The sequence below is a fragment of the Acidaminococcus sp. genome, assembly GCA_022482815.1.
Classification (GTDB): Bacteria; Bacillota; Negativicutes; order Acidaminococcales; family Acidaminococcaceae; genus Acidaminococcus.
Map to the genome: position 1 here is coordinate 1,572,757 of JAKVOM010000001.1, position 13,168 is coordinate 1,585,924.

Annotated in this window: 12 protein-coding genes; 8 read left to right on the top strand and 4 right to left on the bottom strand. The window is 48.9% G+C overall.

The genetic code is table 11. The features are described 5' to 3' along the window. Nucleotides 1–152: 152 nt before the first annotated feature. From LKE33_06920 to LKE33_06945, 6 genes are all read left to right on the top strand, one after another. Nucleotides 153–893, top strand: a complete 741-nt coding sequence (locus LKE33_06920) for an ABC transporter ATP-binding protein (protein MCH3950648.1) — start codon at nucleotides 153–155, stop codon at nucleotides 891–893. Nucleotides 894–913: 20 nt separating this feature from the next. After that, on the top strand, nucleotides 914–2,644 hold the full coding sequence (locus LKE33_06925) for an ABC transporter permease subunit (protein MCH3950649.1): 1,731 nt from the start codon (nucleotides 914–916) through the stop codon (nucleotides 2,642–2,644). 59 nt (nucleotides 2,645–2,703) lie between these two features. Further along, nucleotides 2,704–3,705, top strand: a complete 1,002-nt coding sequence (locus LKE33_06930) for an extracellular solute-binding protein (GenBank protein MCH3950650.1) — start codon at nucleotides 2,704–2,706, stop codon at nucleotides 3,703–3,705. An 11-nt stretch (nucleotides 3,706–3,716) separates the two neighbouring features. Beyond that, nucleotides 3,717–4,820 carry a 2-aminoethylphosphonate--pyruvate transaminase gene (gene phnW, locus LKE33_06935; protein MCH3950651.1) on the top strand — a complete coding sequence of 368 codons (1,104 nt, stop codon included), beginning with the start codon at nucleotides 3,717–3,719 and terminating at the stop codon, nucleotides 4,818–4,820. A 1-nt stretch (nucleotide 4,821) separates the two neighbouring features. Further along, nucleotides 4,822–5,610 carry a phosphonoacetaldehyde hydrolase gene (locus tag LKE33_06940; GenBank protein ID MCH3950652.1) on the top strand — a complete coding sequence of 263 codons (789 nt, stop codon included), beginning with the start codon at nucleotides 4,822–4,824 and terminating at the stop codon, nucleotides 5,608–5,610. A 257-nt stretch (nucleotides 5,611–5,867) separates the two neighbouring features. After that, entirely contained in the window at nucleotides 5,868–7,022 is a 1,155-nt protein-coding gene (locus LKE33_06945; protein ID MCH3950653.1) for an aldo/keto reductase, read from the top strand. 83 nt (nucleotides 7,023–7,105) lie between these two features. Here LKE33_06945 and LKE33_06950 read toward each other — a convergent pair whose 3' ends face one another. Then, nucleotides 7,106–7,654, bottom strand: coding sequence for a hypothetical protein (locus LKE33_06950; GenBank protein ID MCH3950654.1), 549 nt, complete (start codon nucleotides 7,652–7,654; stop codon nucleotides 7,106–7,108). Between the two features lie 213 nt (nucleotides 7,655–7,867). On the opposite strand from LKE33_06950, the gene LKE33_06955 reads away from it, so the two are divergent. After that, nucleotides 7,868–8,512, top strand: a complete 645-nt coding sequence (locus tag LKE33_06955; protein MCH3950655.1) for an HAD-IA family hydrolase — start codon at nucleotides 7,868–7,870, stop codon at nucleotides 8,510–8,512. Between the two features lie 166 nt (nucleotides 8,513–8,678). Here LKE33_06955 and LKE33_06960 read toward each other — a convergent pair whose 3' ends face one another. From LKE33_06960 to LKE33_06970, 3 genes are read right to left on the bottom strand one after another with little or no spacing between them, the layout of a single operon-like run. After that, nucleotides 8,679–9,425, bottom strand: coding sequence for a pentapeptide repeat-containing protein (locus LKE33_06960; GenBank protein MCH3950656.1), 747 nt, complete (start codon nucleotides 9,423–9,425; stop codon nucleotides 8,679–8,681). 11 nt (nucleotides 9,426–9,436) lie between these two features. After that, nucleotides 9,437–10,123: a haloacid dehalogenase-like hydrolase gene (locus tag LKE33_06965; GenBank protein MCH3950657.1), complete on the bottom strand. Its 687-nt coding sequence runs from the start codon at nucleotides 10,121–10,123 to the stop codon at nucleotides 9,437–9,439. A 52-nt stretch (nucleotides 10,124–10,175) separates the two neighbouring features. Next, nucleotides 10,176–10,643 (bottom strand): S-adenosylmethionine decarboxylase, encoded by a 468-nt coding sequence (locus LKE33_06970; GenBank protein ID MCH3950658.1) that lies wholly within the window; start codon nucleotides 10,641–10,643, stop codon nucleotides 10,176–10,178. A gap of 227 nt (nucleotides 10,644–10,870) precedes the next feature. Between LKE33_06970 and LKE33_06975 the strand changes: the two genes are divergently transcribed. Continuing rightward, nucleotides 10,871–13,042: an ATP-dependent RecD-like DNA helicase gene (locus LKE33_06975; GenBank protein ID MCH3950659.1), complete on the top strand. Its 2,172-nt coding sequence runs from the start codon at nucleotides 10,871–10,873 to the stop codon at nucleotides 13,040–13,042. Nucleotides 13,043–13,168: the final 126 nt, after the last annotated feature.

The following is a 13,168-nucleotide window of genomic DNA, read 5'->3' on the forward strand; positions in this document are numbered from 1 at the left end:
TTATTAAAATTTGTAATCATTCGTAAATAATAAGTAAATTACAAAACCTTTACTGCTTTTTTGAATCCTTTTTACATGGTTTCAGTACACTGTAGCCGATTTAATAAGCATCGCTTTTCATAGTCTCACGTAATTGAAAGGAGAGGTTTTACGTGCTTGAGCTGCAGCATATTGTAAAAAAATACGATGAAAAAGTGATTTTAAACGATATTTCCCTTGTCATTAAGGATGGGGAAATTATTTCTATTTTAGGACCTTCCGGCGGAGGCAAGACGACGCTGCTGAACTGTATTCTCGGCATTACCCCTTTGACTGGCGGAAAAATTATCTGCGATGGCAAGGATGTCAGTACGGTGCCGATGAAGAAAAGGGGCTTCAACATCGTATTCCAGGATTATGCCCTCTTTCCGAATCTGACGGCGTATGAAAATATCGTGTACGGACTGCGTAACTATCCGAATATTTCCTCTAAGGAAGAAGTTAAAAACTTGATTATCCTGCTGGACCTGCAGGACCACCTGAATCAATATCCCGACCAGCTTTCGGGCGGCCAGAAACAGCGTGTGGCCCTTGCCAGAACGCTGGTAATGAAACCGAAGATCCTGCTTCTTGATGAGCCGCTCAGCGCGCTTGACGGGGTCATCAAGGAATCAATCAAGGCAAAAATCCGGCAGATTGCTGACCAGTACCATCTGACAACCATTATCGTCACGCACGATCCGGAGGAAGCTTTGACGATGTCTGACCGGGTGCTTATCCTGAATCAGGGAAAAATCGCCCGTTTCGCGACGCCGAGTGAAATTATTCACCAGCCGGGGAATGAGTTTGTTAAGAGATTTATTCTTTCCCAGCTTGAAATCAAACGCGGCAATATTGTACGTCTTTTCGCCTAAGATAGTCAGGAAGGTGCTTCATGGAACAGGGAAATTCAGAGTTAAAAATACTTTTCGGTATTGTTTGTTTTGTATTTGCTGCGGCGGTATTGCTGCCCGTTGTCATCTTGTTCAGCCGTTCTTTTATGGAAGCAGGCGGGGGATTGGGCCTGGCCAACTATGCCGCTATCCTGCATGATGCTAAGTTTATGACGGCACTGCGCCACAGCTTTACTGTTTCCGGGCTGGATGCCCTGATTACAGTCATTCTTGCATTTTTCCTCGCTTATGGATTTTATTTTACGAAATTGCCGGGGAAGTTTAAGAAAACGGCACAGCTTTTCATTATGCTGCCAATGTTCCTGCCGACGCTGACTTACGGGTTCGCCGTGATTTATTCACTGGGCAAGCAGGGACTGATTACGCGGCTCCTCGGGCATACACTTTTTCCGATTTATGGATTCTGGGGGCTGCTCATCGCGTACATTGTTTACACACTGCCGCCGGCATTCATCCTGATTTATACAGCCTTCGCCTATGTCGACAAGCATTTTATTGTAGTTTCGGAACTCATGGGTGATCACTGGTTTCGGTCGTTTTATACGACAGCAGTGCGTCCCATGATTGGTACGATTACGTGTGCTTTTATACTGTCCTTCTTCCTTTCCTTTACCGACTTTGGGATTCCGGCGTCTATTGGCGGCAAGTATGATGTCGTGGCAACACAGCTTTATCTTGTCATGATGGGCTCTGTACCGGATTTTCGTTCCGGTTCGGCTATTGCCATGATTATGCTTATTCCTTCCATTGCCGCGCTTGCCATGATGCGGTTTGCAGAGCGGTTCAATTTCCATTACAGCAAGATCAGCACTTTTGAACCGCTGGAAAACAAGACACGCGATGGAATCTTTGCCTGCCTCTATATAGGCGTCATGCTGCTCATTGTTTCACTCTTCGCGATTATGTTCATTGTGCCGTTTATCAAAAGCTGGCCGTACCAGATTGAATTCACGCTGGATACGCTGCGCCACGTCCTGGGTGATCAGTCGGTTCGTACAGTTTACATGAACTCCGTCATGGTAGCCGTCGCAACGGCTGTATGTGCTGCAGTGCTCGCCTACATGGGAGCGCTCGTTAACACGCGCTCGCATCTGCCTGCCATTTGCAAAATACTGATGGATGCCTGTGCGGCAGTCACGAATACGATTCCGGGCATGGTACTCGGTATCGCTTATCTGTTCACTTTTCGCGGCACACCTATCCAAAACACCTTTTTCATCATTATTATGCTGAACTCGGTACGCGGTTTCACGACGCCGTACATGATGATCCAGTCCTCACTTTCCAAGATAAATCCATCCTGGGAGACAACCGGGGCATTGATGGGAGATTCCTGGCGGAAGACCATTTGCCGTATCGTAATACCGAATACGCTGCCGACAATTTTTCAGATGCTGGGTTATATCTTCGTCCAGGCCATGGTGACCATCAGTGCTATCATCTTCGTCACGGGGGCTCACACGATGGTCATGACGACCAAGATTACGCAGGCACAGTACTTTGAAAAATATGATGAAGTCTTCGTTCTGTCGCTGCTCATTTTCCTTACCAACTGTGTGGGTAAGAACCTGCTGGACTGGCTTTCCAAAAAGGAAACGCTCTTCCGGCTGAAGATGAAGTGGCATGCCCTGAGAGGGCGCCGCGGAGTCGATATCGGCTCTGTGGTTGGTTCCGGTCAAGGTTCGGCGATGCCGACTGAATATAAATCCTGAGGGAATAGGTTCGTGCAGCCGTGCATACTATTCCATCCAACAATTGAGGAGGTATTCTGATGAAGAAAAAATGGTATTCATGTTTGTTGGCAGGCTGCCTGATGCTTTCGGCAGCTCTGGGCCTGTCTGGCTGCGGCGGCAGCGGTACGCAGCAGAGCGGGGACGATAAGGTAGTCATTTATACCAATGCTGACCCGGAAGCACAAGACGCATTTAAACATGCTCTGGATAATCACGGCTTTGAAGGCAAGTACATCATGCAGACGTTTGGTACGTCCGAATTGGGCGGCAAGCTGATTGCCGAAGGAAAGAACCTCGAAGCCGATATGATTACCATGAGTACGTTTTACATTGATTCCGTCCAGCAGCAGCACCATATGTTCGCGGATATTACCTTTAAAGATCCGAAACCGCTGCAGGAAACACCGTTTTATTACCGCCCGACGACAGGCCAATTCGGGTCCATCTTTGTGAATACCGAAGTCATGAAGAAGGAAAATTTACCCATGCCGACGTCTATCAAGGATTTGACGAAACCAATTTACAAGGATAAGATTTCCATCCCGGATATCATGGGGTCTTCAACTTCCTGGCTTCTGGCACAGGCTGTGTTCGACGCCTACGGAGAAAAGGAAGGTGCCCAAATCATGAAGCAGCTTGAAGCCAATGCCGGTCCTCACCTGGAAAAATCCGGCTCCGGGCCACTGAAGAAAGTCAAGGCCGGGGAAGTGGCCGTAGGATTCGGTCTGCGTCATCAGGGTTTGATGGAGCAGCAAAAAGGGCTCCCTATTAAAGTCATTGATCCTAAAGAAGGTAACTTCTTCCTGACGGAAGGCGTAGCCGTACTGAATAAGGGAAATGCGAAGAAGCAGGAAATGGCAATGAAGATGGCTGAATGCCTGATTAAAAATGCCCGTAAAGAACTGCTGAAATATTACCCGATGGCTCTTTACGAAGGAGAAGGCGTTGATCCTTCCTTCAAACCGGCTTATCCGAAACAGTTCAAAGAAAAACTGACGGTAGAACTTTTGAAAAAACATCAAGACTTGATTAAGAAGTGAGGGTATGCAGCATGGATAGAAATATTTATAAACTCCTGACGCCGGGGCCGCTTACGACGACGGAAACGGTCAAGGAACGGATGCTCGTCGATATGTGCACCTGGGACGAGGACTATAAAAAGATGACGCAGGAAATACGGCATGAACTTTTGAATCTGGCTCATGCTGATCCCAGTGAGTACACGACTGTACTCATGCAGGGGAGCGGTACGTTTGGGGTAGAATCGGTCCTCTCGAGTGTCATCCGGAATACGGAAAAAGTTCTGATTCTGGTCAACGGCGCTTATTCGAAACGCATGTGCTCTATATGTGAATATCACCACATCCCGTATACAGCCATGCCTGTACCGTATGATAAAGTGCCCAGCGCGGCCGATACGGAAGCGATGCTGGCCAAGGATCCGGCTATTACGCATATTGCCATGGTTCACAGCGAAACGACAACGGGTATCCTGAATGACTTACCCGCAATTGCAGACGTCGCCATGAAACATGGGAAAAAACTGATAGTAGACGCCATGAGCAGCTTTGGCGGCGTAGACATCGACGTTCCCGGACTGGGCATTACCTACCTTGTGAGCAGTGCCAACAAGTGTATCCAGGGTGTGCCGGGATTCTCCTTCATCATCGCCCGGACGGAAGAACTGAAGCAGACGAAGGGTATAGCCCGCAGCCTGTCCCTTGATTTGTACGATCAGTGGAATACGATGGAAAAAGACGGCGGGAAGTGGCGCTTTACTTCTCCGACGCACGTAGCGGCCGCTTTTCATCAGGCTTTGAAGGAACTAAAGGCAGAAGGCGGGATTCCTGCCCGCAATGCCCGCTACACGCGCATGAACCACTTGCTTCGCAAAGGGATGGAAGCTTTGGGCTTTACGGCATATATTTCAGAAAAGTGGCAGGGACCTATTATTACGACGTTCTTCTATCCGGAACACACGAAATTTGTTTTTAAAGATATGTATCAGTTCCTTAAAGATCATGGCTACGTCATTTATCCCGGCAAGCTGACGGAACGCGACACATTCCGCCTCGGCAATATCGGGGAAATCTACGAGGACGATGTGAATAAGATTCTGGCGATTTTCGAAGAATACATGAAGAAGGTGCGCTGACGTGAAAATTCAAGGGGTTATTTTTGACTGGGCAGGAACGACGATTGACTTTGGCTGCATGGCACCGGTCCGTGCTTTTATGGATAGTTTTGCCGATCAGGGCATTGTAGTCACCGAAGCAGAGACGCGGAAGCCTATGGGTCTTTTGAAACGGGATCATATCCGGACGATGCTCGGGATGGAACGGATTGCCGATGCCTGGCGTGGAAATTTTGGGAAGCCTTCAAATGATAAGGATATCGAAAAAATTTACACTGACTTCGAGAAAAGACTTTTGGGAGCCCTGAAAGAAAGTGCCAAAGTGAAACCGGGCGTTCTGGAGACGGTGGCTTATCTGCGGAGTCATGGATACAAAATCGGATCGACGACCGGGTATACGGATAAGATGATGGAAATTGTCGTGCCGGCTGCCGAAGCGGCAGGCTACAAGCCTGATTTTTATCTGACACCTGATGCGGTGGGCGGCAAGGGACGGCCTTATCCCTACATGATTTTCCATAATATGGAAGTACTGGGCCTCGATAATGTCCGCAGCGTCGTGAAAGTGGGAGATACGGTAGCGGATATCCGGGAAGGCAAGGCGGCCGGGGTGTGGAGCGTCGGCGTCGTAGACGGCAGTTCCGTCATGGGCCTTAGCGAAGAAGGCTTCAAATCCCGGAGTGAGCAGGAATTGGATGCAATTCGTGCCGAAGCTAAGAAGACATTCCTGGAAGCCGGTGCCGATTATGTGATCAAAGATATGACCGAACTGCCGGCACTGCTTGCCAAGATAGAACAGCAGTTGGCCTGAATTCAGGAGTCCGCTTTAATAAGTTTAAGACAAAATTGCTGCAGCAATTTTATTTCCAGTGGCGGAATGCTGACTGCGGGTTGCGGAAAGCAAAACAGGGGTCGTGAGATAATGAATTCGTTTTCTCACGGCCTCTGTTTTTTCGCCATTAAACATACTGTCCTTTTCAGGGACAGTTATGATTCAGTTAAGGTATTTCTCTTTTCTTCAATATGCATGTACAATAGAAATGATATGATTGAAGGAGGGAATCAGCTATGGATAATTCGTTTCCTGAAATGAAAAAATTCCTGGGCTTTGGCTGCATGCGTCTGCCGCTGAAGGATGGAAAGGTCAATATCGAAGAAACAAAGGCGATGGTCGATCTTTTCCTGGAGAAGGGATTTAATTATTTTGACACGGCTCATCCTTATCTGAACGGGCTTTCGGAACTTGCTGTACGGGAGTGCCTGACTAGTCGTTATCCGCGGGAAAAGTATCTGCTTGCCGATAAGCTTACGGAACCGTACTTTCAAAAGGAAGAAGATATTCGTCCGTTTTTTGAAAATCAACTGAAATGGTGCGGTGTCAACTATTTTGATTTTTATCTGATGCATGCCCAGGGGGCGGAAAATTACGATAAATTTCAGCGCTGCCATGCTTACGAAACGGCCTTCGCCCTGAAGCGTGAAGGAAAGATTCGTCATGTCGGACTGTCCTTTCACGATAAACCGGAAATGCTCGAACGGATTCTGACAGATCATCCTGACGTGGAATTCGTGCAGATCCAGTTCAACTATATAGATTATGACAATCTTTCGGTAGAGAGCCGCCGTGTCTATGAAGTTTGCCGTAAATTCCACAAACCGGTCATCGTCATGGAACCGGTAAAGGGCGGCAGTCTTGTCAGACTTCCGGAAAAAGCACAGGCTGCACTGGATGCGCTAAACGCCAAACGCGGCCGGAAGATGTCCAATGCCAGCTACGCTATCCGCTTTGCCGCAGGATTTGAAGGCATTCGCATGGTGCTGTCCGGTATGAGTAATCTCAAACAAATGCAGGATAACCTTTCGTATATGCAGAATTTCCAGCCGCTCGATGCGGAGGAAAAAGCGGCTATTGATCAAGTGGTCAAGGTCTTCCGCGGTCTTGACGTGATTCCCTGCACGTCCTGCCATTACTGCATTGAAGAAAACCATTGCCCGAAAGGTATCTTGATTCCGGATATTTTTGCAGCGTACAATTCCAAAAAGGCATTTCATAACTGGAACGCTGACTTTTACTACAACTCTGTTCTGACACACGGACACGGCAAAGCCAGTGACTGTGTCCGCTGCGGCGGTTGTGAAAAAGTGTGCCCGCAGCATCTGCCGATTCGGAACCTTTTGAAGGATGCCGCTGCTGAGTTTGAAAAAGAAGAAAAAGAAAAATAAAAATTGAGGTCCGATAGGTACAAAAAAAGCTGCCGCCTGAAAAGCGACAGCTTTTATCATTTGTTTTTTGAAAGATAAATCCCTTACAGAAGGCTTTCAAAGTAGCTGAAACGCCAGCCTTTGGCCGTGCGGACGTACGGAAATTCGACGGTCTGGGTTTTCGCCAGCGTCTTATGAGAGGAGTCCGTATAAATGGGTGTTTCGGCCGTTACCACAAATTTATCTTTGTTGATTTTCTTGATGGTAAGCGTAGAAGTTCCTTTTTTAGGATCCTTTCTCTTGGGGGTCGGAGCTACATAAAGTTGTTTCTCGCTCTGACGATACATTTTGTTTTCACTGATGATAAAACTGGAAAGGGAATCCGTGAATGTGTCATGGACTTCTTTTTTCAAATCTGCCATTGTTTGAATCTTTGGGTCAGATACGGAGTAGTACAGCATGTAACCACTGTCGAGACGCTGCTTGCCATCGGTAGGCAGGGGGTCATGTTCAAACCATTCATATACAGTGACAGCATGATTGTAAGCTTTCATGACTTCATCCGTCGTAGGATTTTCGGGGGACGCCAGGACGGTGCTGCCCAGTGCCATGACGAGGGCGGCTGCCACGGCCAGAGAACGCAATAATTTCATAGTCATCGCTCCTTTTTTGGAAGTACACTATATTATAGCATAAATGAAAGAGATGGTGGGGAAGAAGAAAATAAAAAGAAAGTGAACCATCTGTGGAAAAGATAACGCTGATTCTGTAATTCAGGGTTAGTGATATGATTCTCTGGTCACGCATCCTTCTTTGTTTTATAATATCCTTGTTGTGAAAATATAGGAAATCAGAGGAGATAGGATATGCCTACTTATAAAGCGGTGATTTTTGATTTAGATGGGACGCTGCTCAACACCCTGACGGACCTTGCCAATGCGGTCAATTATGTACTGACAAAACACGGCTACGAGGCACAGCCTCAAAAGCAGATCCGCGCATTCCTGGGAAACGGGATTGAACGGCTCTGCCGTCTGGCCTTGCCAAAGGGAATTTCGGAGCAAGAGTTCCAAAGCGTTTTCCAGGATTTTAAAGCATTCTATACCGAACATTGCCATATTGCTACAAAGCCGTATGACGGCATTGCGGAAGTGCTGGAGACTTTGAAGCAAAAGGGACGCCTGACCGCGGTCGTATCCAATAAAAACGAGGCCGCCGTGATGGCACTGAAACAGGAATTTTTCCCGCAGATTTCCGTGGTCATCGGACAAAATGGGGCTATGAGGCGCAAACCGGCACCGGATATGGTGAACGCGGCTCTCGAAAAACTGGGCGTTTCCGCAGAGGAAGCAGTCTACGTCGGTGATTCCGAAGTCGATAAGGCAACCGCAGACAATGTGGGTATGGACTGTATCCTTGTTACGTGGGGCTTCCGTGATCCGGACGTGGTGGAAAAACTCGGGGCCAAATTCGTTATTCATGCACCGGAAGAACTGCTGGATTATGTGTAAAAAAATTCATGTTCTCTGAGGCAGTTGGCAGATAGCCGTTAGCAGCTGGCTTAGTTTTTGAGAAAGGTACGCTCGGAGCCCGGAATAAAATAAAAACAGGATTGCCGCATTTTTGCGGTAATCCTGTTTTTTACATCAAAAAGCGGGCAACAGCACTGGCTGCCGGTTACTTCTTATAGACGCTCTCCAATTCTTCAGAACTGAATTTGGTATTTTCCAGAACGGCACCGTGCAGGTTCGCATCATCAAGGTTGGCGTTTGTGAGTTCAGCCTTGGTGAGGTCAGCCGATTCCAGCGTGGCACTCGTGAGGTTGGCATTGCGGAAATTTACTTCCACAAGGTTGGCACTGCGCATGCGGACATCGTACAGGTTGGCCGAACTTAAGTTGGCACCGCGCATTTCCGTATTAAAGAACCAGCTGCGTGCCAGGTTGGCAGAATAGAAGTTTGCCATGGACGCGTTGGCATAGTCAAAGTTGCTTTCACGGAGATCCGCCGTATAAAGGTTTGCGAACGTAAGATAGGCGTGGGCAAAATTGGAACGGTAACCGTGAATACCCGTCATGGAGCTGCGGTTCATGATGGCATGGGAAAGGTTGGCTCCCTCCAGATTTGCCTGATCCAGATCCGCTCTCACCAGGTAAGCCCTGCGCAGGTTGGCTTTTTCGAGCGTAGCACCTTCCAGGTTTGCGTTCTCGAGTACCGCCCCGGAAAGGTTGGCATAACTCAAATCCGCTCCGGCAAGATTGGCGTCTGTCAAGTCCTCGTTTCGCAGCATCGCACCGCGCAGGTTACCGCCCGGGCAGGATTTCGTGGTAAGCAGCTGATTTACATCAGCCTGGTTATAAGCCAGTGCCGTGCCGGTCACACTGAGGGCCAGTACAACCATTGAAATTATTTTCTTCATTTTCATTGTATTCATCCTCAACGTACAAATAACGCCTGGCAGTCTTCCGGGCTGGAGGGCAGTTCCTCTATCATCTTCCACGGATGGGAGGCAATCAGATCCTCTTCTTTATAGACGGATCCATTTTTTACAAGCAAGCAGCGGGCTCCGATGGCCGCGGCGCATTCCGCGTCGTGAGGTGTATCGCCGATAATCAGCAGGTCGTCCAGGGAAGCTTTTGTATCGGCTTCCTGGATTTTTTGCCACAAAAGGCGGGAAAGATCGGAACGCTGCTCACTGAGTTCCCCGAAGGCACTCAGTTTAAAATCAAAATATTTTTCGATGCCAAAATGGGTTACTTTTGCGTGCGCAGCCGGCTCACAGTTGCCCGTCAGCAGTACAGACTTGCAGGCAGGAGAAGCATCGGCCCAGGCAAGGCATTCCTTGACATGGGGAAGCAGGTGGCCGTGCTTTGCTGTCATGGAAGCAGGGAGCAATCCGGCATAGACTTCGATGAACCGGTCAATATCTTTTTGAGAACAAGAACCGGTGAGCTGCTCCACGGCTCTGCGTGTGATGTACTTATCTGTGCGGCCGCTCATTCCGTAAGTGAAGGTGAATTCGGGAACACCATACAGTGTTTCTACCGTTTGCTTCATAGCGGCGACGCCGGCAAAATTGGTCAGCATGAGCGTGCCGTCAATATCCCAAAGTAAATAGTTCATTTTTTCCTCATTCTGCAAAAAGAAGAGGCTTTTTACAGCCTCTTGGGTATGGTCAGTTGTTCGTGTTTGTGGTCTTCAGTACCAGCTTTTTGAGCGTAGCTCCGGCGTTCTTGGCCCGGCGGATCGGCTTTACCATCTTTTTGCGGCGGGGCTTCATATCGGCGATAGAACCGAAATCACCGCGCTGCAGGACGGTTAACTTGGATTGATCCGGACTGAATTTCTTGCGGATATAAATTGCTACTTCTTCCGGTCTGGATTCATCCAGCTGACTGAAGACATCAGCGGCTGCGTATCCATAATCGGGAAATACGTGCAGGAAAATATGACCGCCATCGAAGAGTACCACGAAAGTAAAATTATCTTCGTCTTCTTTGTCATTCAGGTATAGTGCATCCTCCCTCATGGCAAAGCGAGTCATTGTATCCTTCAGGATTTCCAGAATTCTGTCTTTATCATATACGACTTCTTCGTCGCAGCGGTACATATCCATTGCGACCTGTGTCCCTTGTCCTATCACGAGGCAGCACATCCTTGTTTTAAAATTATACTTCAGCCTTTTAATTATAGACCATGAGTCAAGCAAGTGTAAAGGGAAAATAGAAGCCTGGAGTGCAGGGCGGAAGGAGGTAAAACCATATAAAGATGCGTTAATGGGAAGGTATGCCCCTGTTTTTGGACTGCACCTGCAGCTGTTTTGTGTTTCCATCTTAACAATGTTATAATATTTCTCATATGAGGTGACTTATGGCAGAGTTAGAGAGCATTCAGGTGACAATTAAAAATATCGTGTTCCAGTCCAATAACGGAGAATTCAGCGTATTTCGTGCTGAAAACCGGGAACTGGGTTCCATCACGGCCGTATACCGCGGACAGGCTCCATTTGCCGGCGAACAGGTCAAACTGACCGGTACGTGGACACAGCATCCCCGCTTTGGGAAGCAGTTCAATGCCAATTACTGGGAAGCCATGAAACCATCCGGCAAGGAAGCTCTCATTAAGATGCTGGGCGGAGGTGCGCTGAAGGGCGTAGGTCCGGCCATGGCCGAACGGATTGTGCTCCATTTCGGGGAGGATACACTGTCAGTGCTTGAGAATGCGCCGGAACGACTCTGCGAAGTCTCGGGTATCGGCAAGAAAAAGGCCAAGGATATCATTGATTCGTACGGGGAACTGACGGGCTCGCGGGAGCTCATTTTGTTCCTTGAACAGAACGGCATCAGTGGGAATTTTGCTCCCCGTATCCAGAGTCTTTACGGCGCTACGGCAATTACGCGGATTACGAATAATCCCTATTGCCTCGCTGAGGACGTGGAAGGCATCGGTTTCCGGACTGCGGACCGGCTTGCACACTCCCTCGGTATTGAGATGAACAGCGAGGAACGCATCCAGGCAGGCATCCGGTTTGCCCTGATGTCGAGTGCGACGCAGGGACATACTTGTGTGCCTGACGAGTGGCTGATCAACGCTACGGCCAGAGTACTGCAGCTTACTCCGCTCGAGGTACGGAACGTCTATACCCATCTTCTTGAAAAGAAAATTCTTCGGACGGAAGATATGGGGAACCAGACCTGTGTCTATGCGGAATACCTCTATAAAGCGGAAACAGGTGTCGCAAAACGGCTGCTGACGCTGCGCGATAAAGTCAATAACCTTTGGAAAGTGGATTATGAATCCATTATCAAAGAATGGGAAGCTGATGAGAATATCCAACTGGCGCCGGAACAGATTGAAGCTATCCGGGCCTCGGTCAAACACGGCGTCTTTGTATTGACGGGCGGTCCCGGTACCGGTAAAACGACGGTTATCAAAGGCATCTTGTCCGTACTACAAAAAGCGGGCTGCCGCATCCAGCTCGCCGCACCGACCGGAAGAGCGGCGAAGCGGCTTGCCGAATCGGCAGGGGAACCGGCGCTTACGGTGCACCGCCTGCTGGAATATTCACCGGCTGCGGATGATGCTGATTCGCTTTGGGGACGCAACGAAGATAATCCGGTGGAGGCTGATGCCGTTATCGTCGATGAAGCTTCCATGATGGATATCGTTCTCATGTACAATTTGCTGCGGGCCTTGCCGCTTGGTTGTCGTTTGGTCCTTGTCGGCGATATCAATCAGCTGCCTTCTGTAGGGCCGGGCTCTGTGCTCAAGGACATTATCCGGAGCGGGACGATGCCTATTGTGCGCCTTGAAAACGTGTTCCGTCAGGCGCAGCTCAGCCCGATTGTCCGCAATGCGCACCGCATCAACCAGGGTCTCATGCCGGAGTGGGAAGGGGAGAAGGACTTTGTTTTTACACCTTTTGCTTCGGAAGAGGAGACTATGCGGTATGTGGTCGATCTCTATGCAAAAATCGGCCAAAAGCTCTCCTGGGAAAATGTGCAGGTCCTGACGCCGATGCATAAGAATCTCTGCGGTGTGGAAAATTTAAACCAGCAGATTCAGGCACGGGTTAACCCGCCTCGTCCGGGGAAGCCGGAGCTTAAAGTAGGGTTTACGGTCATGCGGGTCGGTGACAAAGTCATGCAGATCCGGAATAATTATGATAAGAATATCTTTAACGGAGACATCGGGACCATCCGGAATATTGCCGGCAATCATATCGTCGTTTCTTTCCCGGACCGGACGGAAGGATCGGAAGTCGAATATGAGGGGGCGGAAGCAGAGGAACTGCGCCTGGCTTACGCTATGAGCGTTCATAAATCCCAAGGCAGCGAATATGCTGTAGTCATCATGCCGCTGGTACCGAGTCACTATATCATGCTGCAGCGGAATCTTTTCTATACGGCCGTGACGCGCGCCCGCAAGCAGGTCTATCTGGCAGGAAGCCGCAAGGCGATGCAGATAGCTGTCAACAACGATAAGACCCGGAAGCGCTATTCTCTCCTGGCAGAGCGGCTGAAGCAGGAATTTTTCAGTTAAACCAAAACGTCAGGTTTGGCATTCCTCTGTCACCTTCTTCCACGTAGTCGGAAGGAAGATGAATCACGAAGTGGAGGAAGCTAAGTTAAGAACCGTAGGCACATCGTTCTGCCGAAGGCTTCGCCA

Bases quoted from the DNA above. Each gene is read 5' to 3' on its own strand.
- LKE33_06925 (MCH3950649.1), top strand. From the start codon at position 914: ATGGAACAGGGAAATTCAGAGTTAAAAATACTTTTCGGTATTGTTTGT.
- phnW (MCH3950651.1), top strand. From the start codon at position 3,717: ATGGATAGAAATATTTATAAACTCCTGACGCCGGGGCCGCTTACGACG.
- LKE33_06960 (MCH3950656.1), bottom strand. From the start codon at position 9,425: ATGAAAATGAAGAAAATAATTTCAATGGTTGTACTGGCCCTCAGTGTG.
- LKE33_06945 (MCH3950653.1), top strand. From the start codon at position 5,868: ATGGATAATTCGTTTCCTGAAATGAAAAAATTCCTGGGCTTTGGCTGC.
- LKE33_06950 (MCH3950654.1), bottom strand. From the start codon at position 7,654: ATGAAATTATTGCGTTCTCTGGCCGTGGCAGCCGCCCTCGTCATGGCA.
- LKE33_06975 (MCH3950659.1), top strand. From the start codon at position 10,871: ATGGCAGAGTTAGAGAGCATTCAGGTGACAATTAAAAATATCGTGTTC.
- LKE33_06930 (MCH3950650.1), top strand. From the start codon at position 2,704: ATGAAGAAAAAATGGTATTCATGTTTGTTGGCAGGCTGCCTGATGCTT.
- LKE33_06965 (MCH3950657.1), bottom strand. From the start codon at position 10,123: ATGAACTATTTACTTTGGGATATTGACGGCACGCTCATGCTGACCAAT.
- LKE33_06955 (MCH3950655.1), top strand. From the start codon at position 7,868: ATGCCTACTTATAAAGCGGTGATTTTTGATTTAGATGGGACGCTGCTC.